18 protein-coding genes and 1 other annotated feature are annotated in these 21,364 nt (G+C 41.3%); of the genes, 15 read left to right on the top strand and 3 right to left on the bottom strand.

The window, feature by feature from the left end; genetic code table 11:
- Nucleotides 1–72 precede the first annotated feature (72 nt).
- From CSV77_RS04480 to pheT, 3 genes are all read left to right on the top strand, one after another.
- On the top strand, nt 73–843 hold the full coding sequence (locus CSV77_RS04480) for a TrmH family RNA methyltransferase (RefSeq protein WP_099672460.1): 771 nt from the start codon (nt 73–75) through the stop codon (nt 841–843).
- 53 nt (nt 844–896) lie between these two features.
- Nucleotides 897–1,132: a binding site (T-box leader), on the top strand.
- A 75-nt stretch (nt 1,133–1,207) separates the two neighbouring features.
- Nucleotides 1,208–2,245 (top strand): phenylalanine--tRNA ligase subunit alpha, encoded by a 1,038-nt coding sequence (gene pheS, locus CSV77_RS04475; RefSeq protein ID WP_099672459.1) that lies wholly within the window; start codon nt 1,208–1,210, stop codon nt 2,243–2,245.
- Nucleotides 2,246–2,257: 12 nt separating this feature from the next.
- Nucleotides 2,258–4,669, top strand: a complete 2,412-nt coding sequence (pheT, locus tag CSV77_RS04470; protein WP_099672458.1) for a phenylalanine--tRNA ligase subunit beta — start codon at nt 2,258–2,260, stop codon at nt 4,667–4,669.
- 63 nt (nt 4,670–4,732) lie between these two features.
- Here the strand turns inward: pheT and rnhC are convergent, their stop codons facing one another.
- The gene (gene rnhC / locus CSV77_RS04465; RefSeq protein ID WP_099672457.1) at nt 4,733–5,653 is read right to left on the bottom strand and encodes a ribonuclease HIII; all 921 of its coding nucleotides are present in this window, start codon (nt 5,651–5,653) and stop codon (nt 4,733–4,735) included.
- A 173-nt stretch (nt 5,654–5,826) separates the two neighbouring features.
- On the opposite strand from rnhC, the gene zapA reads away from it, so the two are divergent.
- The 12 genes from zapA to uvrC all read left to right on the top strand — a co-directional run bounded on the left by zapA (nt 5,827) and on the right by uvrC (nt 18,925).
- On the top strand, nt 5,827–6,087 hold the full coding sequence (gene zapA, locus CSV77_RS04460; RefSeq protein WP_099629713.1) for a cell division protein ZapA: 261 nt from the start codon (nt 5,827–5,829) through the stop codon (nt 6,085–6,087).
- Between the two features lie 10 nt (nt 6,088–6,097).
- Entirely contained in the window at nt 6,098–6,637 is a 540-nt protein-coding gene (locus CSV77_RS04455) for a CvpA family protein (protein WP_099672456.1), read from the top strand.
- A gap of 85 nt (nt 6,638–6,722) precedes the next feature.
- On the top strand, nt 6,723–8,429 hold the full coding sequence (gene polX, locus CSV77_RS04450; protein WP_099672455.1) for a DNA polymerase/3'-5' exonuclease PolX: 1,707 nt from the start codon (nt 6,723–6,725) through the stop codon (nt 8,427–8,429).
- Nucleotides 8,430–8,445: 16 nt separating this feature from the next.
- Entirely contained in the window at nt 8,446–10,803 is a 2,358-nt protein-coding gene (locus CSV77_RS04445) for an endonuclease MutS2 (RefSeq protein ID WP_099672454.1), read from the top strand.
- 63 nt (nt 10,804–10,866) lie between these two features.
- Complete coding sequence (locus CSV77_RS04440) at nt 10,867–11,280, top strand: DUF350 domain-containing protein (protein WP_099629717.1); 414 nt, start codon at nt 10,867–10,869, stop codon at nt 11,278–11,280.
- Nucleotides 11,281–11,687: 407 nt separating this feature from the next.
- Nucleotides 11,688–13,391: a long-chain-fatty-acid--CoA ligase gene (locus CSV77_RS04435; protein ID WP_099672453.1), complete on the top strand. Its 1,704-nt coding sequence runs from the start codon at nt 11,688–11,690 to the stop codon at nt 13,389–13,391.
- Between the two features lie 89 nt (nt 13,392–13,480).
- Nucleotides 13,481–14,065, top strand: coding sequence for a fatty acid metabolism transcriptional regulator FadR (locus CSV77_RS04430; protein ID WP_099629719.1), 585 nt, complete (start codon nt 13,481–13,483; stop codon nt 14,063–14,065).
- 26 nt (nt 14,066–14,091) lie between these two features.
- Nucleotides 14,092–14,865 carry an enoyl-CoA hydratase gene (locus tag CSV77_RS04425; RefSeq protein WP_099672452.1) on the top strand — a complete coding sequence of 258 codons (774 nt, stop codon included), beginning with the start codon at nt 14,092–14,094 and terminating at the stop codon, nt 14,863–14,865.
- Nucleotides 14,866–14,889: 24 nt separating this feature from the next.
- Nucleotides 14,890–15,663 (top strand): electron transfer flavoprotein subunit beta/FixA family protein, encoded by a 774-nt coding sequence (locus tag CSV77_RS04420; protein WP_099672451.1) that lies wholly within the window; start codon nt 14,890–14,892, stop codon nt 15,661–15,663.
- Between the two features lie 36 nt (nt 15,664–15,699).
- Complete coding sequence (locus CSV77_RS04415; RefSeq protein WP_099672450.1) at nt 15,700–16,674, top strand: electron transfer flavoprotein subunit alpha/FixB family protein; 975 nt, start codon at nt 15,700–15,702, stop codon at nt 16,672–16,674.
- 85 nt (nt 16,675–16,759) lie between these two features.
- Nucleotides 16,760–17,074, top strand: coding sequence for a thioredoxin (trxA, locus tag CSV77_RS04410; protein WP_099629723.1), 315 nt, complete (start codon nt 16,760–16,762; stop codon nt 17,072–17,074).
- A gap of 51 nt (nt 17,075–17,125) precedes the next feature.
- Nucleotides 17,126–18,925, top strand: coding sequence for an excinuclease ABC subunit UvrC (uvrC, locus tag CSV77_RS04405; RefSeq protein WP_099629724.1), 1,800 nt, complete (start codon nt 17,126–17,128; stop codon nt 18,923–18,925).
- A gap of 39 nt (nt 18,926–18,964) precedes the next feature.
- Here the strand turns inward: uvrC and CSV77_RS04400 are convergent.
- Together CSV77_RS04400 and CSV77_RS04395 are read right to left on the bottom strand one after the other, a co-directional pair.
- A protein-coding gene (locus tag CSV77_RS04400; protein ID WP_233212168.1) for an IS3 family transposase occupies nt 18,965–20,295 on the bottom strand; the annotation gives its coding sequence in 2 pieces (ribosomal slippage) (nt 18,965–19,914 and nt 19,914–20,295; 1,332 coding nt in all).
- A 494-nt stretch (nt 20,296–20,789) separates the two neighbouring features.
- The gene (locus tag CSV77_RS04395) at nt 20,790–21,236 is read right to left on the bottom strand and encodes a hypothetical protein (RefSeq protein WP_099672448.1); all 447 of its coding nucleotides are present in this window, start codon (nt 21,234–21,236) and stop codon (nt 20,790–20,792) included.
- Nucleotides 21,237–21,364: the final 128 nt, after the last annotated feature.

The raw sequence follows: 21,364 nt of genomic DNA, 5'->3' as shown, positions 1-21,364 counted from the left end.
TCCTTTATTCTCATCTTTTCCACAAAAGTCGCTAAATATACGCTGGTTTGATACACTAAAAAGAAAAAAAGGATGTTCAGCCTCTTGAATAAACGAATTGAATCAACTCAAAACTCATTAGTGAAACATTGGAAGAAACTAGTTACGACTAGAAAGGAACGAGATCAGACGAAAGAATTCCTTGTGGAAGGTGTACATCTTGTCGAAGAAGCCATTAAACAGCCAGATGTAGTTCTTCAATTACTTGTACGCGAGGATATTGAAATTCCGGCACATTGGACAGCGCCAATTATTGAACTGACAGCTGCAGTTGCTAAGGAGATTTCCGAAACAGAGCAGACACAAGGTGTTTTTGCCTATTGTAGACAGCCTCAATATGAAGAAACAGATCAACATCAGTGGAAGCGGGTGTTGTTAATTGATGCTGTACAAGATCCAGGAAATATCGGCACAATGATTCGTACTGCAGACGCGGCAGGTTTGGATGCGGTCATTTTAGGTAAAGGATGTGCAGATCCATTCAATCCGAAAACGGTTCGTTCTGCGCAAGGTTCTCATTTCCATATTCCTGTAGTACGCGAAGAGTTGTCCGTTTGGATCGATCGTTTGAAAAACCATCATGTCCCGATTATCGGTACAGGTTTGCAGCAAGCTATATCCCTCGATGAACTGCAAACACACACCTCATTTGCACTACTTGTAGGAAATGAAGGAAGTGGCGTTGATAGCGAATTACTATCTCAGGCCGATCATGTAGTGAAAATTCCGTTATACGGCCAAGCTGAATCACTGAATGTGGCAGTTGCAACAGGTATCTTGTTGTACACGCTTCGTCAGCCATGACATCTCTATTGAAGGCGTAATCGATTTACGGTATACTAGAAGTCGAATCAAAGAAAATAGCAATGACCGGGAAAAGTAAATGGGTAGATGCGTTATCAGGGATTTCACACCTTGACTGAAAGTGTGAAAAACGATGCTCCATTGAAGTTCACCCCGCGAGCTGCGCGCTTGGACCAGACATGTAAAGGCGTGCCGGCATAGGACCGTTATTCCAATTCAAGTGATTTTGCATCGTTTTTTTGATGCAAACTAATCAGGGTGGTACCGCGAAATCGACCTCGTCCCTTTTATAGGGGCGAGTTTTTTGTTTTCCGGAAAGTTTAGCTAAGCAATACTACCGCAATAGAGAGAGGAGCAAGTACACATGAAAGAACAGTTGCATGAACTGAAAGAACAAGTAATACTGAAAATCAAAGAATCCAATACTGTCAAAGAATTGAACGATGTGCGCGTAGCGTATCTAGGTAAAAAAGGACCGATTACTGACCTGTTAAAAGGGATGGGTAAACTGCCTGCTGAAGAACGTCCGAAGATGGGTGCGCTCGTCAACGAAATTCGTGAAAGTGTAACAGAAATTCTTGAGGAACGGAAAGAAACACTTGAACAGCAAGCGATCCAGGAGCAATTGGAAAATGAATCAATTGATGTCACATTACCAGGCCGTCCAGTCAAACTAGGTAATCATCACCCATTAACACGGGTAGTAGAGGAAATTGAAGACTTTTTCATTAGTATGGGCTATGAAATCGCAGAAGGTCCCGAAGTGGAAAAAGATTATTACAACTTTGAAGCGTTGAATTTGCCAAAAGGTCACCCAGCCCGTGATATGCAAGATTCTTTCTATATTACAGAGGACATTTTATTGCGCACACACACTTCTCCTGTTCAAGCTCGTACGATGGAAGCGAAAGATGGGGCTGCAATCAAAATCATTTGTCCAGGTAAAGTATACCGCCGAGACTCAGATGATGCGACGCATTCTCATCAATTCACACAGATTGAAGGACTTGTTGTAGGTGAAAACATCCGCATGAGCGACTTGAAAGGCACGCTTGATTTATTGGCAAAGAAATTATTTGGTGCTGAGCGTGAAATTCGTTTGCGTCCAAGCTTCTTCCCATTCACTGAGCCTTCAGTTGAAATGGATATTTCTTGTTTTAAGTGTGGTGGAACAGGCTGTAACGTTTGTAAGAAAACAGGCTGGATCGAAATTTTAGGAGCGGGAATGGTTCATCCAAACGTTTTAGAAATGGCTGGCTATAACCCGGAAGAAGTTACAGGATTTGCATTCGGCATGGGGCCGGAAAGAATTGCGATGTTAAAATACGGAGTGGAAGATATTCGTCATTTCTATACAAATGACATTCGGTTTATTTCACAATTCCACCGTTCAGAGGCATAAGGAGGAATATTGATGTTAGTATCAACGAATTGGTTAAGTAATTATGTAGATTGGAACGAACTGTCTGTAGAAGAACTGGCAGAAAAAATTACTCGTGCTGGTATTGAAGTAGACGGCATCATAGATCGTTCATTCGGTATGGATAATATCGTCATTGGACACGTGAATAACTGTGTAAAACATCCTGAAGCGGATAAATTACATATATGTCAAGTCGATGTAGGTGGAGAAATTTCGCAAATTATTTGTGGAGCTCCAAATATCGCAGAGGGGCAACATGTCATTGTCGCACGTCCAGGGGCTATCTTGCCTGGCGGAATGAAAATCAAGAAAGCGAAACTTCGTGGTGAAGAATCTAACGGTATGATCTGTTCATTGCAAGAACTCGGTATAGAAGGGAAATTAGTTCCAAAAGCGTATGCTGAAGGAATCTATGTGTTACCAAATGATGTCCGTGCTGGAGATAGCGCATTGACGCATCTTGGTTTGTACGATCGTATTTTAGAATTTGATTTAACGCCAAACCGTTCTGATGCATTGAGTATGCTTGGTGTTGCGTATGAAGTAGGAGCGATTTTATCTAAAGATATTAAACTGCCGGAAATTTCTTATTCAGCGTCTGCAGAAAAAGCTCAAAGCGTTTTGAAACTTTCCGTAGAAGCAACTGAAGACAATCCCATGTACGTAGCAAAAGTAGTGGAGAACGTGAAAGTTGCGGAATCACCTCAGTGGTTGCAAAACACGTTAATGTCAGCGGGTATTCGACCGCATAATAACGTGGTGGATATCACGAACTATGTATTGATGGAATACGGACAGCCTCTTCACGCATTTGACTATGACCGTCTTGAAACGAAAGAGATCGTCGTGCGTCATGCTCGTGAAGGTGAAAAAATGGTGACACTTGATCAAGTGGAGCGTACATTGAATGACCAGCAACTAGTAATAACGAATGGTAAAGAGCCGGTCGCGCTTGCGGGTGTAATGGGCGGTGCGAATTCAGAAGTGCACGAAGGGACCACAACGGTCGTTATCGAATCCGCTTATTTTGCACCAAGTTCTGTTCGACAAACATCCAAAGAAGTGGGCTTGCGCAGTGATGCAAGCACACGTTTTGAAAAAGGCGTTGACCCGAATCGTGTAGCAGAAGCAGCAGAACGAGCGGCACAAATGATGGCGGAACTAGCAGGCGGAGAAGTTCTTGAAGGATCCGTTACCTTTGACGAACTCGACAAAACACCCCAGAAAATCATTCTTTCGCCGGACTACGTGAATAATCGTCTAGGTATGAAGATTGCTATGGATGAAATGAAAACGATTATGGATCGTTTGCAGATCCCGACGGACTTAATCAATGGCCAACTCGTGATGGATATTCCGACACGACGTCAAGATTTAAAAATCAAAGAAGATATGATTGAAGAAATCGCGCGCCTATATGGTTATGATGAAATACCGAAAACATTACCGATCGTGGAAAGTACACCAGGCGGATTGACACCGTATCAGGCGAAGCGTCGCATTGTTCGCAGATACCTTGAAGCGGCAGGTCTATCGCAAGCTTTGACGTATTCATTGGCTTCACCAAAAGATGCGCAAGCTTTCGCGTTGGAGACCGCTCCTGTAACGAAATTGCTTATGCCGATGAGTGAAGAGCGCAGTATTCTTCGCCAAAGCATCATTCCGCACCTTCTTGATGCAACAACATATAACGTAGCTCGTCGAAATGAGTCGATTGCACTTTACGAAACAGGATCTGTTTTTCTTGGTATCGAAGAGGATGGTTTACCGAAAGAAGTGGAACATGTTGCAGCAGCCTTGACTGGCAAATGGGTTCACCATGCATGGCAAGGCGAAACGAAGAAAGTCGACTTCTTCGTTATGAAGGGAATTGTAGAAGGATTGTTTGAGCAGTTAGGTTTGCATGAACGACTGCAGTTTACAAAAGCGACAGTGGATCAAATGCACCCAGGTCGTACAGCGACAGTATGGTTAGACGATCAGTCAGTGGGTATCATCGGTCAAGTACACCCAACAGTTCAAAAACAACGTGACTTGCAGGAAACGTATGTCATGGAAATGAACTTGCAGGCTATTATGCAAACTGCAATAGAAGAGCTGTTGTATGAAGCTGTTCCACGCTATCCTTCCATCTCCCGTGATATTGCCTTAGTTGTCGATCGAGACACAACTGCAGCGAACTTGGAGAAAATAATCCAGCAAGCAGGCGGTAAATTACTGAAGAAGGTTCAGCTGTTTGATTTATATGAAGGGAAGAACGTAGATGAAGGAACAAAATCCGTGGCGTTCTCTCTGACATACTTCGATCCTGAACGTACGTTGACGGATGAAGACGTCGTTAAGGCGCACAGTAAAGTACTGGATGCGTTAACTGTACAAGCAAACGCACAACTTCGATCATAAAAAATAAGCAGGCTACCTATCAGTTTTCTGACAGGTAGCCTACTTTATTTCACCGCAATCATATTATTTTTTATATGCGAGATTCAATGCCTTTTGTGTATTGGCGAAATGTACTTTCGTGATGTTGTGTAAGAATGGTTCTCCTTTTTTACGGATGATTTGACAAGCTATTTGATCCACTTTGGGTCCAGCGCCTTTAGGTAATGTGACACCAGCTTTTGTACTTAATTGATCCATTGCTTCAAGGAATGCGACTCGTGCCAATATAGAGGCAATGGCTACTGAGACGTGGAGGTTTTCAGCTTTTGTTGAGAAAAATACTTTGTCTCGAATAATAGAAGATTCATCTTTTAAATAATTATAGTAAACACGTCGTTCCGCGAACTGATCAATAAGAATATGTTCTGGTAAAACAGGATGCATCTGATCCAGTACTTGCTGAAGTGCTTGGTTATGAAGAATAGCTTTGATCTTACCTTGCGACCATCCTCTACTTTGGATTTCATTATATTTGATAGTATCGAGCGTCAGTACGGAGTAAGTTACAACTCGTTTCAAATCCTCCGCGATGTGTTGCATATACGCATCTGTAAGTTGTTTGGAATCTTTTACGCCTAGTTCTTTTACCAATTCAATTTGGTCACTACCAACAAAACAAGCAGCTACAGTAACCGGACCGAAGAAATCGCCTGTACCTGTCTCATCTGAGCCGAGAACGGATAGCGATGCAAAATTTGCAGGTAATGTATCTCCTTTTGCTCCAGATGGTGTCACTTTCGTTACATTCCCCCAGCGTGCAGCTTCTCTGTCTGCACCTGCACCTTGAAACAACACTTTTCCGGACCGGTAAGCAGTAATGGACGTATCGGCAATCTTAGCTGCAAAAATGACACCTGGTGCATTACGGGTAACTTTATTTGTTTCATAGAAGCGAAGTACTTTCGGTATTTCTTTCTCAGACAGGACAATGACCTGATTACTCATTTATTTATCCACCTCTCGGAATAATCTATTCCTTAGTATACCTGAAATTAGAGTCCCTTATGAAAGATCATGTCTGAATTTCGAACCTCGTGTCAATATGAGACGTAATTGATTCACAAGTAATTGATTTTCATGGTATGATTATGTGAGGGTTTTTAGGGGGAGGGCATAAAATGGCGGACAATAAAAAAGCAAGAGTGACAGTTGAAATCTACGGACAAACATATACGGTTGTTGGTACGGAACCTTCTTCACATGTGCGTTATGTAGCCTCGCTCGTTGACGAAAAAATGCGCGAAATCAGTAAGCATAATCGACATCTCGACAGTAAAAGGATTGCTGTCCTGACGGCGGTAAATAATGTGCATGAATTTCTAAAATTACAAGAAAGAGTAAAAGAATTAGAAGATGAAGTGAAAAAAATGAAGGGTTGAGGTTCAAAACATGATAGATTTACTCATTATTTTACTGCTTATAGGGGGCTTAATAGCGGGCTTTAGACGCGGGTTCATCGTACAGCTCATCCATATGTTAGGATTGATTGTATCGGTAATCGTAGCGTATAAGTTCTACAAGCCCTTTGCAGAAAAATTAATATTATGGATACCCTATCCGGGGGCGACTGCAGCAGATACGCTGAGCTGGACATTCGAAAATTTGGATATGGATATGACGTTTTATCGGTTGATCGCATTTATTTTAATTTTTGTCGGAATGAAGCTGGTTTTGCAATTAGTTGGTTCCATGTTGGACTTCATAAAGCATATTCCGATTCTAGGTTTCGGTGCGCGTCTCGTTGGCGCAGGACTGGGCTTCATTGAATTCTACGTAATCATCTTTTTTGTATTATCTTTACTTGCGATGCTTCCCGTTGAAATCATTCAAAACTCAGTAGGTCATTCATTGCTGGCAAAAGCGATATTCGAACATACGCCAATTATTTCCTCGGCAATAAAAAATTGGTGGTTCGTTTATATAGGTTAACGCTCGTAAATACTGTACTGTACATATGAACCAAAAGCTTCCCGAACGCGTGGAAGCTTTTTTAACAGAGTGGGAGGATACGAACTTGAATAAAAAGACTATAATTCGTACGTTTGAAAAAATTGCATTATATATGGAGTTACTTGGAGAAAACCATTTTAAGGTAGCAGCATTCAGGAAAGCCGCTTCAATTCTGGAATTGGACACGAGAAGTCTCGCTGAGATGGATGATATCCTATCGTTGAAAGGAATCGGTAAAGGAACTGGTGCGGTCATAACTGATTTGATGGAAAAAGGAACATCCGATGTATTAATGGAGCTTGAGGAGAAGGTGCCAAAAGGTTTGATTCCTCTCTTGAATATTCCTGGATTGGGTGGAAAGAAAATAGCCAAACTACGTGAAGCATTGGATATAGATTCGGTCGAATCACTTCAAGCAGCTTGCGAAAGACAAGAGGTAAGCAAAGTTCCGGGATTCGGCAAAAAGACAGAGGAGAACTTATTGCGTGAAATAGAAATACTTGCAAATCGTTCCGGCAAGACCCCAATTTGGCAAGTGGCTAAAATCGTTGATATTGTTCAGGCTGAATTACAGTTGATTGAGGAAATTCAGAAGTATCAAGTGGCTGGGAGTTATCGTAGGCGCGAAGAAGAAAGTTCAGATGTAGACTGGATTCTCGTAACTGACGAACCCCAAATTGTTCGTGAAAAAATATTGACTGCGTTACCGATCGAAAAAGTGATTGCAGCAGGCGATGCTAAACTGTCAATTACGCTTGATACAGTAAGTCCAATCGATGTGGATTTTCGCTTTGTAACTGAAGAGCAATTTGCGACGGCACTTCATCACTTTACCGGCTCTGCCGCGCATAATATACGGATGCGCCAGTTGGCTAAAAAACGTAAAGAGAAAATCAGTGAATACGGCGTGGAAGATGAAGCAGGTCATGTGCAGACGTTTGCTAATGAAAAAGAATTTTTTGCTCATTTTGATTTGCCATTCATTCCGCCAAGCATTCGCAAGGACGGAACGGAGCTTGATCGTGTAAAGGAGATTTCTACACTTGTCACACCTGAACTAATCCGTTCCGATCTTCATATGCACACCACTTGGTCAGATGGTGGACATTCTATAGAAGAGATGGTGGAGGCTTGCCGTGCAAAAGGCTATTCACATCTGGTCATTACCGATCATTCGCATTATTTAAAAGTAGCAAATGGTTTAACACCTGAGCGTTTATTGAAGCAAATTGAGGAAATTCGTGAAGTGAATGCGTTGTATGATGACATTGAGGTATTCTGTGGAACAGAGATGGATATTCTTCCGGACGGGACATTAGATTTTGAAGATGAGATTCTAAAGCAACTGGACTTTGTTATTGCGTCTATTCACTCTAGTTTTAATCAACCGCAGGAGCAGATTATGGAGCGTCTGCATGCTGCATGTAAAAATCCACACGTGCACATGATCGCCCATCCAACAGGTCGTATTATTGGTCAACGTGAGGGATATAATCCGGATATCGAGCAGCTCATCAAGTGGGCGAGTGAATATGGTAAAATTCTTGAAGTGAACGCAAGTCCATATCGTTTAGATTTGCGCACAGAACACGTAATACAAGCAATGGCAGCGGGCGTCAATATTGCAATCAACACAGATGCGCACGCGACAGATCAACTTAATATTATGCCGATTGGCGTGGAATATGCACAAAAAGCTTGGCTTCCTGCTGAGCAGGTAGTTAACACATGGCCGCTTGAAACATTTATTGAGAAAGTGATTCGTAAATGAAAGGGAGTGTAAGACATTGGAAAAACGTGTCTTAAAAACACTTGAATTTGATAAAATTATACAACAAGTAGCGGCACAATGTACGTCCATTGCAGGCCGCGCACATATAGAGCAATTGGTACCTTCAAAAAATCTCGAAGATGTCACTCGGTTACTTGAGGAAACAGATGAAGGGTTGGCACTTTTACGTATCCGAGGGAATGTCCCAATGGGTGGAATCCATGATATTCGATCCCATGCTAAACGCGCACAAATTGGTGGAATGTTAAGCGCAATGGAGCTAGTGGAAATTGCAGATACGATCCGTGCTAGCAGAATTCTTCGTCAGTTTTTAGAAGCTGTTGCGACTGAAGGCGAGATCTCTATTCCTCATTTAATCGCGCGTAAAGAAGCGATGCCGATCTTGACAGCGATTGAACATGAAATCAATGCAGCAATCGATGATAATGGTCGAGTGATGGACAGTGCTTCATCCGCGTTACGTTCGACTCGTCAAGGCTTACGAATCCAAGAAAGTCGCGTACGTGAACGTCTTGAAAGTTATACAAGAGGGAAGAACGCGTCGAAAATGCTGTCTGACGCAATCGTTACGATGCGTAATGATCGTTACTGTATTCCTGTTAAAGCAGAATATCGATCCCATTATGGCGGTGTAATTCACGATATGTCATCATCTGGTCAAACACTATTCATCGAGCCAGATGCAGTCGTTCAGGCAAATAACGAGATTCGTGAACTGAAAATTAAAGAGCGGGAAGAAATCGAAAAGATTTTACTTGCCTTATCGGCCAGTGTGCAAGAAATCGCTCATGAGCTATTCACATTAGTACAGCTATTGGCAGAAGTGGATGTTATTTTAGCGAAAGCTAAGTACGGTACTGCCAATAAATGCACAAAACCAGCAGTTAACGCAGATGGCTATATGCGCCTCTCTAAAGCGCGTCACCCGCTTCTGCCAATTAATGAAGCGGTAGCGAATACGATTGAATTTGGCAACGACATCACAACGATTGTGATCACCGGTCCGAATACAGGTGGTAAGACAGTAACGCTGAAAACAGTGGGACTTTGCACGTTAATGGCACAATCAGGCCTGCCAATACCTGTTCTTGATGGTTCTGAAATTGCCGTCTTTGATTCGATTTATGCGGATATCGGGGATGAGCAATCGATTGAACAGAGTTTGAGTACATTTTCCTCTCATATGGTCAACATCGTGAATATATTAAAGAAGTTCGATGATCGTTCACTATTGTTATTCGATGAATTAGGCTCAGGGACGGATCCTCAAGAAGGTGCTGCTCTTGCTATATCTATTCTCGATGAAGTACATGGTACTGGCGCACGTGTAATGGCGACAACTCATTATCCAGAATTAAAAGCGTATAGTTTTAACCGGGCAGGTGTTGCCAATGCGAGTGTTGAATTCGACATTGATACGTTGAGTCCGACGTATCGTTTACTAATCGGTGTACCGGGACGAAGTAATGCGTTTGAAATTTCCAAACGATTAGGTTTACAAAGTCATGTAATAGATCGTGCAAAGAGTTTCACAGGAGAAAATCGTGGAGAAGTAGATTCGATGATCGCCTCTCTTGAAACGAGCCGCGTACAATCCGAAAAAGATGCTGAACGTACACATGACGTACTTTTGGAAACAGAGAAGTTGAAAAAAGAATTACACGATAAACTCCAAGAATTCGAAGAGCAAAAAGACCGTTTAACAGAAGCAGCCAAAGAAAAAGCGAAAAAAATTGTGGATCAAGCCAAAACGGAGTCCGAAGCGGTTATTTCAGACTTACGTGCTCTACGGTTGAATGCAGGAGCCAGTGTTAAGGAGCATGAGTTAATTGAAGCTCGTAAACGATTGGAAGACGCTAGGCCTGAAGAAAAGAAAAAGAAAGCTATTAAAGCGCAAGCAGGACCTCGTCCGTTACAACAAGGGGACGAAGTAAAAGTACTCGCGTATGGACAAAAAGGGACACTTGTTGAAAAAGTATCAGATAACGAGTGGATTGTTCAAATTGGTATTTTGAAGATGAAATTACCTGAGTCTGGATTGCAATATACGAAACCTGAAAAAGAAAAGAAACATGTCACAGTGTCAGCAGTAAAAGGTCGTTCTGAGCATGTGAAAATGGAGCTCGATTTACGTGGTGAACGATATGAAGATGCTCTTGCACGCACAGAGAAGTATATTGATGATGCATTATTGTCCAACTACCATCAAGTGAATATTATTCATGGTAAAGGCACAGGGGCACTTCGACAAGGTGTTCAACAATACTTAAAAAAACATTCACGCGTGAAATCCTATCGCTTTGGTGAAGCAGGCGAAGGTGGGAGCGGCGTTACTGTAGTAGAATTAAAATAAATGAAACCTTTCAGCTGTTTGAATCGTATGACTAGCAAAAGAACATAAAGAAGGTGTAGCGTTGTGAATCATACGGGATTTTGGAGTCATCCATTAGTTGAGACGGCGGGGTATTTCAGTGTCGTTACACTATGCTTGATTGTATCAATGGTGCTATTTGAAATTGTAACAAAATATAAAAACTGGGAAGAGATTCGTAAAGGAAACTTGTCAGTGGCAATGGCAACAGGCGGAAAGATATTTGGTGTTGCAAATATTTTCCGCTATTCTATCGAGCAACACAATAGTCTGCCGCAGATGATGGGATGGGGATTATTCGGCTTCCTCCTTCTCGTCTTTGCCTATTTGCTGTTCGAATTCCTGACACCGAAGTTTAAGGTAGACGAGGAGATCCAAGCGGACAACCGCTCCGTCGGCTTCATCTCGCTCTGCATTTCGGTCGGACTGTCATTCGTCATCGGCGCCAGTATTTCATAGGAGACCGCATATTATGGAAAGATTAATTAAAATATTATTAGTAGTCTGTGTACTCTTCGTCCTAATCGGAGTATACTGGCTCGTCACCAACACACCCTGACCTCGGTCTTGGTGTGTTTTTTAGTAGTTGAATTGTAGAAGATCAAAACCAAGCGGAGGATAGTTATGTAGTGTTTACGAAAGGATTGAAGCGTTCCCTCCGAAGCGCAAATCCCCTCCCGTATTCCATGTCCAGCCTCTCCATCTTCTGAAAATGTATAATAGCAATCACACTCACATAGACTAAGAGGCATGTATATAGATAAATAAAGCGCTTTCATATTTATCTTGTAAACTAATTAGTTTATCGATATACTAATGAACAAGGAATATTCAAACTATTATATCACGATAAAGGAGTTGTAAAGATGACGAAAAAACCTTGGCTTTCTGTATATCCAAAAGAAATTCCGACTACTTTAGCATATGAAAATATTCCATTGCAAGACTATCTAACCAGATCCAGCAAAAAATATTCAAATAACACAGCGATGCATTTTATGGGGAAAGATATCACGTTCAAAGAATTTCATGAGTCCGCTCTAAAATTTGCTACCTATTTGCAAAAATTAGGAGTCGTAAAAGGTGATCGCGTAGCCATTATGTTACCAAACTGTCCGCAGGGCGCTATCGCTTACTATGGAATTCTATATGCAGGAGCCATTGTGGTTCAGACAAATCCACTGTATACAGAGCGCGAATTGCACTATCAACTCTCTGATTCGGGTGCAAAAGTGATTATATCACTTGATATTTTGTTCCCTCGTGTCACGAAAGCTATGAACGGAACTGCGCTTGAAAATATTATTATTACGGGGATCAAAGATTATCTCCCGTTCCCAAAAAATCTAGTCTATCCATTCATTCAGAAAAAAGAACATAAGTTAACGGTGAAAGTAGAGCATCGTGGTATGCATCATGTATATACCGAAATCATGAAAACAACAAAACCCGATCCGATTCATGTAGCGTATGAGAACGGTGATATTGCACTATTGCAGTATACCGGAGGAACTACGGGACCGCCAAAAGGCGTAGAATTGACACATTCCAATTTAATTAGTAATACGGAAATGTGTAGTGCGTGGTTATACAAAACGACTGATGGCGAAGAAACGATTATGGGCATTCTACCGTTTTTCCATGTGTATGGTATGACGACTGTTTTGATTTTCGCTGTAATGAAAGGTCATAAAATGGTGTTGATACCTAAATTTGATTTTAAGACCGCGTTGAAAGATATTGACAAACAAAAACCAACCATATTTCCTGGGGCACCCACGATCTATATTGGTCTGTTGAATCATCCCGATTTGGAAAAATATGATCTATCTTCTATAAAAGCTTGTCTCAGTGGATCTGCTGCATTACCAATTGAAGTGAAAGAAAAGTTCGAAGCGGTAACCGGTGGAAAACTTGTGGAAGGATATGGCTTAACAGAGACGTCTCCAGTCGCTATGGCTAACTTTATTTGGGATGGATTGGAAAAGCGTGGCTCGGTTGGCGTTCCGTGGCCTGATACGGATGGATGTGTGCTTGGTCCCGGCTCATCAGAACCATTACCAGTAGGAGAAATAGGGGAGATTGCGGTAAAAGGGCCACAAGTAATGAAAGGTTATTGGAATAGACCTGAAGACACACAGGAATCATTCCGCGATGGATGGTTTTTGACAGGAGATTTAGGGTATATGGATGAGGATGGATACTTCTATGTGGTCGACCGTAAAAAAGATATGATTATCGCAAGCGGATTCAATGTTTATCCACGCGAGGTTGAAGAAGTCCTATATGAACATCCAGCTATTCAAGAATGTATCGTAGCAGGTGTACCGGATCCATATCGTGGTGAAACAGTTAAAGCGTATATTGTTTTAAAAGAAGGATATTCCATAACGGAAACAGAATTAGATACGTATTGCAGAAAACAGCTTGCTGCATTTAAAGTTCCAAAACATTATGATTTCCGCGAAGATCTACCTAAAACAGCAGTAGGTAAAATACTGCGCAGAACATTAGTGGAAGAAGAACGAAAGAAATTAACGGAAGTTCAGAATTCATTAAAAAGTTCGTAACAAAATGCTTGACTATAAACCAAAAGAATATTAACATGAAAATATGAATGAATAGTCATTCATATTTTCTTTTTGGTGGTGAATCATTAATGAAGCGAACTAAACCTAAATATAAACAAATAGTAGACGCTGCGGTAATTGTTATTGCGGAGAACGGTTACCATCAAGCGCAAGTCTCAAAAATAGCTAAAGAAGCCGGAGTGGCGGATGGGACCATTTATTTGTACTTTAAAAATAAAGAAGACATCCTAATTTCTGTATTCAGAGAAAAAATGGCGATTTTCGTAGAAAATATTAAAGAAATATTAAAAACAGATCTTCCAATTGCAGAAAAACTAGAATTAGTTGTGGAAAATCACTTCAAAGTATTGCAAGAAGATCCTCATTTAGCGATCGTCACACAATTGGAACTCAGACAGTCAAATAAAGAACTGCGATTCCAAATCAATAATGTGTTGAAAGAATATATGGTTTTGTTGGATACTTTGCTTGAAGAAGGGGTAGAGAATGGAGAATTATCTCCCGATCTAGACCTTAGACTAGCAAGGCAGATGCTATTTGGCACTATGGACGAAACGATTACCTCTTGGGTGATGAACGAACAGAAGTTTAATTTAGTCAGCCTAGCACCTAAAGTTAGCAATATGCTATTGCATGGCTACGAACAACAGTAAGCATAGTATTAAAGGAGAGATAGTAGATGACATTGATTAACTTGGAAAAGGATGGACATGTCGCATTAGCAAAAATTGATCATCCGCCAGCTAATGCTTTATCTTCAAAATTGATTGAGGAAGTGGATCAGTTGTTAACTAGCGTAGAGCACGACGACGATGTTCGTGTTGTGGTTCTATATGGTGAAGGCCGATTCTTCTCAGCAGGTGCAGACATTAAAGAATTCACAACAATTGACACTGGATCAGCGTTCTCGCAGCTTTCTAGTAAAGGACAAGAAGTTTTCGAGCGTCTTGAAAATTTCCCTAAACCTGTAATCGCTTCCATTCATGGAGCCGCACTTGGAGGCGGTTTAGAGCTTGCTATGGCTTGCCATATCCGTTTAGTTACGAAGAGTGCAAAACTGGGATTGCCTGAATTGCAATTAGGTCTCATTCCTGGATTTGCAGGAACGCAGCGTTTACCACGTTTGGTCGGTGTAGCCAAAGCAGCAGAAATGATGTTGACGAGTGATCCGATCACAGGAGAAGACGCAGTACAGTGGGGGCTTGCAAATCATGCATATTCAGAAGAAGAACTTTCGGCAGAAACATTGAAGTTTGCGAAGAAGATTTCAGCAAAGAGCCCGATTGCAATGAAACATGCATTACGCATGCTTTCCTTCTCAAAAGACCCGTCGTTCTATGAAGGTGTGGAAGAAGAAGCTAAGTCATTTGGAGTAGTATTCGTCTCTGAAGATGCAAAAGAAGGTATTCAAGCATTTATTGAAAAGCGTCAACCTACATTTACTGGGAAGTAATTATCAAAAAAGGAGGTTCTATTAATGAACATTTATGCATTAGTAAAAAGAACATTTGATACGGAGGAAAAAATTTCAATCTCAAACGGTGCCATTGCTGAAGATGGCGCAGAATTCATCATAAATCCATACGATGAGTACGCAGTGGAAGAAGCTATTAAACTACGTGATGAACACGGTGGGGAAGTAACTGTACTATCAATCGGTAACGAAGATTCCGAGAAACAATTGCGAACTGCATTGGCAATGGGGGCAGATAAAGCAGTACTCATCAATATTGAGAACGACATTGATGATATCGACGAATACACTTCTGCAAGAGTCATTGCGGATTACTTAAAAGATAAAGATGCTGATCTAATTCTGGCGGGTAACGTAGCAATCGATGGCGGTTCAGGACAAGTGGGACCACGTGTTGCAGAATTATTAGGCATTAACTATGTCACGACAATTACTGAATTAACGATAGATGGAACGAACGCAACAGTTGTACGAGACGTAGAAGGGGATTCAGAAACGATTGAAACATCCTTGCCGATTCTCGTAACAGCACAACAAGGTCTAAACGAACCACGCTATCCTTCATTGCCAGGTATTATGAAAGCAAAGAAAAAACCTCTTGAAGATCTAGAGTTCGATGATCTGGACCTAGAGGAAGAGGATGTAGAAGCGAAGACGGAAACAAAAGAAGTCTTTTTACCACCTGCAAAATCAGCGGGGCGTGTACTTGAAGGTGAGCCAGCAGATCAGGCAGCTGAACTTATAAAATTATTGCGTAACGAAGCGAAAGTAATTTAATTCATATAGAGAACCGTACTTAGGAGGGACTATATTATGTCAAAGAAAATGTTAGTTTTAGGTGAAGCACGTGATGGAGAACTACGTAACGTATCATTTGAAGCAATTGCAGCAGCAAAGAATATTTCAGGCGGCGGAGAAGTTGTCGCTGTTCTTATAGGGGATCAAGTTCAGTCGCTTGGCGAAGAAATGATTCATTATGGGGCAGACCGTGTAGTAACGGTTGAACATCCGCATTTGAAGCACTATACACCAGACGGCTTTGGCCAAGCGTTCCTTGCAGTGTACGAAGAAGAATCCCCAGACGGTGTCGTATTTGGACATACAGCCATGGGGAAAGACTTATCACCGAAAATTGCAAGTAAGCTTGGAACTGGATTAATTTCAGATGTTACAAAAATCGAAGGAGAAGGCGACGATGCAGAATTCATCCGCCCGATCTATTCTGGTAAAGCATTTGAACGAGTGGAAATTAAAGAAGGGTTGCAATTTATCACAATCCGGCCGAACAACATCGAGCCATTAGCGCATGATGCTAGCCGCTCAGGTGACGTAACAGCGAAAAGCGTGGAAATCACGAATCTTCGCTCTGTCATCAAAGACGTAGTACGTAAATCAACAGAAGGCGTTGATTTATCTGAAGCGAAAGTAATCGTAGCAGGCGGCCGTGGCGTCAAAGGACCTGAAGGATTTGAGCCTTTAAAAGAATTGGCAAATCTTCTAGGCGGTGCAGTCGGTGCTTCACGTGGAGCATGTGACGCAGACTACTGCGATTATTCACTACAGATTGGTCAAACGGGTAAAGTCGTTACACCGGACTTGTATATTGCAGCTGGAATTTCTGGAGCCATCCAGCACGTAGCAGGTATGTCCAACTCGAAAGTCATTGTGGCAATCAATAAAGATCCAGAAGCGAACATCTTTAAAATCGCGGACTACGGTATCGTAGGTGACATCTTCGAGATTATCCCCATCATGATCGAAGAAATCAAAAAGATTAAAGTAAGCTAATGAATGGGTACAGGCATTTTTTTAGCCCCTTCTATACCTCCATGATATAATACGAATATAGTTAAAGACTAAGGAGGAAATAAGAATGGCAATTATTAATGCAACTGATTCGAACTTTGCTGAAAACGTAAAAGAAGGCGTAGTACTAGTGGACTTTTGGGCACCTTGGTGTGGTCCTTGTAAAATGATCGCTCCTGTACTTGAAGAACTTTCAGGTGAACTAGAAGGAAAAGCGAACATCGTAAAAGTAAACGTGGACGATAACCAAGAAACTGCTAGCCAGTTTGGTATCATGTCGATCCCAACACTTCTTCTCTTTAAAGACGGGGAAGTAGCTGAGAAAGTAGTAGGCTTCCAACCTAAAGAGGCACTTGCACAACTAGTCGAAAAACACGCATAAATACAAGAGACCGGGCCGCAGAGCAGCCCGGTTTTTTAGTAGGTGAAAATAATGAATGAAATCATTGAACATAAACTTTCGATCCTCCCCGAATTGCCGGGTTGTTATTTAATGAAAGATCGTCAAGGGACAGTCATTTATGTAGGGAAAGCAAAAGTATTGAAAAACCGTGTGCGTAGCTATTTCACGGGTTCCCATGATGGCAAGACACAGCGATTGGTCGGAGAAATAGAGGATTTTGAATATATAGTTACCAATTCTGAAATTGAAGCATTAATTTTGGAATTAAACATGATAAAGAAATATGATCCAAAATATAATATCATGCTAAAAGATGACAAAACATATCCTTACTTGAAAATCACGAACGAACGTCATCCGAAATTGATTATTACACGAAAAGTCAATAAAAAATCAGGTAAATATTTTGGACCCTATCCAAACGCTAGCGCAGCCCATGAAACGAAAAAATTACTGGATCGCTTATATCCGTACCGTAAATGTCAAAGTATCCCTACACGCGCGTGTTTGTATTATCATATCGGTCAATGTCTGGCGCCTTGCATTAAAGAGGTACCTGCCGATGCGTATACTGAAATGATTGCAGACATTACACGATTCCTTAATGGCGGCTATAAAGAAGTCAAAAAGGAACTTCAGCAAAAAATGAATAAAGCTGCGGAAGAATTAGAATTTGAACGTGCGAAGGAATATCGTGATCAAATTACCAATATTGAAACCGTTATGGAAAAGCAGAATATGAATGCGAATGATTTTACAGATCGTGATATTTTTGGCTATGCAGTGGATAAAGGTTGGATGTGTGTGCAGGTGTTCTTCGTTAGACAAGGGAAGATGATAGAACGGGATGTCTCCATTTTTCCGGCCTATCGAGATCCAGAAGAGGAATTACTAACATATCTGGGTCGTTTCTATGGAGAAGCTCAACATTTGTTGCCAAAAGAAGTACTTCTGCCGGAAACCGTTGATTTTACATTAGCAGATCAATTACTCGATACGAATGTGTTGATACCACAACGTGGAAAGAAAAAAGAACTTGTCAAACTGGCCGTCAAGAATGCGTCTATTGCATTGAATGCTAAATTCCAAATTATTGAACGCCAAGAAGAACGTACAATTGGTGCTTGTGAAGAACTTGGAGAAGCGATGAACATCAGTACCCCTCTTCGCATCGAAGCTTTCGATAACTCGCATACACATGGCGTGGAACCAGTATCCGCGATGATATCATTTGTAGATGGAAGACCTAATCGAAAAGATTACAGAAAATATAAAACTAAAACTGCTGCAGCGCATGATGATTATGGTGCGATGCGTGAAGTGGTTAGGCGACGCTATGCACGTGTTTTAAAAGATCAGTTGCCTTTACCCGATTTAATTGTCATTGACGGTGGGAAAGGACAGATGGAAATCGCACGTGAAGTGCTAGAAGATGAACTCGGACTTTCCATCCCGATAGCCGGACTGGCAAAAGATGATAAACATAATACAGCGCAGTTGCTGTACGGTCATCCGCCGCAGATTGTCCCGTTGAAAAAAACGAGTGAAGCTTTTTACTTGCTTCAACGCGTTCAAGACGAAGTTCACCGATTTGCTATTACGTTCCATAGACAGAGGCGGGGGGCATCTTCACTGACTTCATCACTTGATGGAATTGAAGGTGTTGGACCCAAACGTAAACAGCAATTACTGAAACATTTTAAAACAGTGAAAGCCATACGCGAGGCAACACCTGAACAATTAAAAGAAGCAGGGATGCCAAAGAAAGTAGCGGAAGAGTTGCTCGCTCATTTCCAACAACCTGAGGAGTCTGAAAAAGCCCCTGACTGAATAAAGTGTACCCTTTGTAAAGGACAATTATAAAAAAGCCTAAGCTGCTAGTTGAAGCTGTCGTCTGTATTCTGCAGGCGGCAGCTTTTTCAAGTTCCACTGCCCGCGATAATGGTTATAGTACGTCATATAACTCTTGATTTCCCGCCTAACTTCTTCCATTGTCTCACAATCTTTTATATTGGTTTCATCCTTGAAGTGACCGAAGAATGATTCCTGTGGAGCATTATCCCAACAGTTCCCTCTGCGTGACATCGATTGTCCTAACCCCATTTTCTTCACTGCTGCCTGATACTTTGGGTTTGTATAATGAAATCCTTGATCTGAATGTATAAAGGCATCTGTCATTAAATGACGATGTTTCTTTAGTTTGCGAAGCGTATTCATTGCGATCTCCAAACCTAACGAAGAAGAAACTTCATAAGCTAAAATTTCATTCGTTTGGGCGTCTTTAATCGTTGACAAGTAAGCACGTTTGCCATTTCCATATGTCAAATAGGTGATGTCGGTCAATAATACCTTTCCAGCCACCCCTTGCTTAAACTCACGTTGTAACGTGTTTTCACATGTGCGGTGCTCTTTCGTCGCCTTTGCCATACGACGTGCTGGGTTGGCTCTGCGGATGGGACAGATGATATCGAATTTCTTCATAATCCGGCGAATGCGTTTTAGGTTATATGTAATGCCGTACTGATTTTCGAGTGTCATTTTAATTTGGCGTGCTCCTTTTTTTCGTCCTCGAAAAAGATAGGCCTTTAAAATGATTTCCTTTACGGCTTCGTCTGCCTGTTCGCGAGCTGCACGTTTCTGTTTAGATTTCTCTTCAAAGTGCTTATAGTAGCCCGAACGCGATACCTCCATCAGTTCGCATAAGTAGCTTACCAAACGTGCTAATTTATACTTTTGGATGGTGAAATTAATTAGTTCATATTTTAGCGCCGTTTGGATTGTGATTTCTTTTTCATCATCTGCCTTTCGAGTAGATCGAGCTTTTTTAACAGTTCATTTTCCGCCTGTAATAAGCGGTTTTTCGCTTCTAGACGTTCAATCTTTTCTTCCGATGTCAAGTCGCGTTCTGATGGACGGCCTGAATTGGTTTTTCGTGTGTCTTGTAAGCCTTCTACCCCGCTTTTTCTATAGGCGGCACGCCAACGCTTTCCTGCAGATTTAATCCGAACAGCTCCTATTAAATCGGCATCTAATCCAGCCTCTTCAAAAATGTCTCGCGGCAGTTTTCCTTTTTCATTTTCCGAAATAAAATGGCGTTTAAACTCATCTGTATAGGTGATGGATTTATCACTAACAGCTTGTACGTTAGGATTGCATTGCAAGCGTGCTTGTTCTTTTAAGGTAAACAATCGTTCAGTCACATTCATCCGCCCCCACATCTTTTTATTCATTATAAACAAAAGTACCCTATAGGATAGACTTTTTTCAAAGTGTCTATCTTATAGGGTACATTTTAATGTGTTGGGGAGGATTTTTTATAGTTTTATAAGTGATTGGAAATTCTGATACGGAGGATGTATGTGTAAACTGAATCAACCGATGATGGGGGAGTGGTTGGTGCCCGTTGATCTGCGCTACAGTCGGACGCGTGTCCTATGGGCGTGCGGTGAACCACGCCGCTCCGCTTTGCTCGTTGGGTGTTTCACCTGTTAAAGCAAAGAAGTGCTCCTTCTCGCTACGCTTGACTCGCAAAAGCCGTTCTCCGTTACGGCTCTCGCTGATCCTCCCGGAGTCGGCTTCCACTCCGATCAATTAAGCGAGTACGAATAAACTAAGTTACACAATCGCACCCGAATATTGAATTACTTTTGAAAGTCATTGTTTATTTGAAACGATTAACTGGACCATACATCCTTTAATTAGGAATACCTTTGGGAGTTAAATACTGAACAGATTTCGCCGCGTATGCACCATAACTACCTTGGTATTCATCATCATTTACAAGTGCTTCAGCAACACTTTGATAGTCTTCGTAACTTACTTCAGTTGCAAAAACATCTTGCTCCTTAGCTTTATCGAAACTTTCTTGTGTTAATTTTGCTCGTGTTAATAAATAAGCTTCATAAGTTGCACCTTCGAATAAATCTACTACTTCAGCATTATTTTCTTTTGCCGTTTCTTTATTGGCTTCTTCAATTGCATCGTTAAATTCACTTTGGCTTAGATCGGCTTTCGCTGCTTCTACATTTTCATTTTCGCTATCCGACAATTTGATATTTACAAGACTATCTTTATTTTCAGAAGTGCACGCTGCTAGAATCAATATTACTCCCATTAAAAACATCAAGCTTATTTTTTTCATTTTAAATTTCCTCTCTATAAGTGTAATGATTTTTGAATCTATTAAAGTCAACATCTATACGGGACTTGTACTTGATAATTACTAACAATCATATAGTTATTTAAGGAAATCGAGATAGAATCATTGCC

Origin of the sequence: Sporosarcina sp. P16b, from assembly GCF_002743065.1 — a bacterium.
In the GTDB taxonomy this organism is placed as follows: Bacteria; Bacillota; Bacilli; order Bacillales_A; family Planococcaceae; genus Sporosarcina.
This window is presented reverse-complemented; position numbering and strand designations above follow the sequence as displayed.

What these genes read in the sequence shown, in the direction of transcription:
- CSV77_RS04480 (WP_099672460.1), top strand. Translation starts at nt 73, where the DNA reads ATGTTCAGCCTCTTGAATAAACGAATTGAATCAACTCAAAACTCATTA.
- pheS (WP_099672459.1), top strand. Translation starts at nt 1,208, where the DNA reads ATGAAAGAACAGTTGCATGAACTGAAAGAACAAGTAATACTGAAAATC.
- pheT (WP_099672458.1), top strand. Translation starts at nt 2,258, where the DNA reads ATGTTAGTATCAACGAATTGGTTAAGTAATTATGTAGATTGGAACGAA.
- rnhC (WP_099672457.1), bottom strand. Translation starts at nt 5,653, where the DNA reads ATGAGTAATCAGGTCATTGTCCTGTCTGAGAAAGAAATACCGAAAGTA.
- zapA (WP_099629713.1), top strand. Translation starts at nt 5,827, where the DNA reads ATGGCGGACAATAAAAAAGCAAGAGTGACAGTTGAAATCTACGGACAA.
- CSV77_RS04455 (WP_099672456.1), top strand. Translation starts at nt 6,098, where the DNA reads ATGATAGATTTACTCATTATTTTACTGCTTATAGGGGGCTTAATAGCG.
- CSV77_RS04435 (WP_099672453.1), top strand. Translation starts at nt 11,688, where the DNA reads ATGACGAAAAAACCTTGGCTTTCTGTATATCCAAAAGAAATTCCGACT.
- CSV77_RS04430 (WP_099629719.1), top strand. Translation starts at nt 13,481, where the DNA reads ATGAAGCGAACTAAACCTAAATATAAACAAATAGTAGACGCTGCGGTA.
- CSV77_RS04425 (WP_099672452.1), top strand. Translation starts at nt 14,092, where the DNA reads ATGACATTGATTAACTTGGAAAAGGATGGACATGTCGCATTAGCAAAA.
- CSV77_RS04420 (WP_099672451.1), top strand. Translation starts at nt 14,890, where the DNA reads ATGAACATTTATGCATTAGTAAAAAGAACATTTGATACGGAGGAAAAA.
- CSV77_RS04415 (WP_099672450.1), top strand. Translation starts at nt 15,700, where the DNA reads ATGTCAAAGAAAATGTTAGTTTTAGGTGAAGCACGTGATGGAGAACTA.
- trxA (WP_099629723.1), top strand. Translation starts at nt 16,760, where the DNA reads ATGGCAATTATTAATGCAACTGATTCGAACTTTGCTGAAAACGTAAAA.
- uvrC (WP_099629724.1), top strand. Translation starts at nt 17,126, where the DNA reads ATGAATGAAATCATTGAACATAAACTTTCGATCCTCCCCGAATTGCCG.
- CSV77_RS04395 (WP_099672448.1), bottom strand. Translation starts at nt 21,236, where the DNA reads ATGAAAAAAATAAGCTTGATGTTTTTAATGGGAGTAATATTGATTCTA.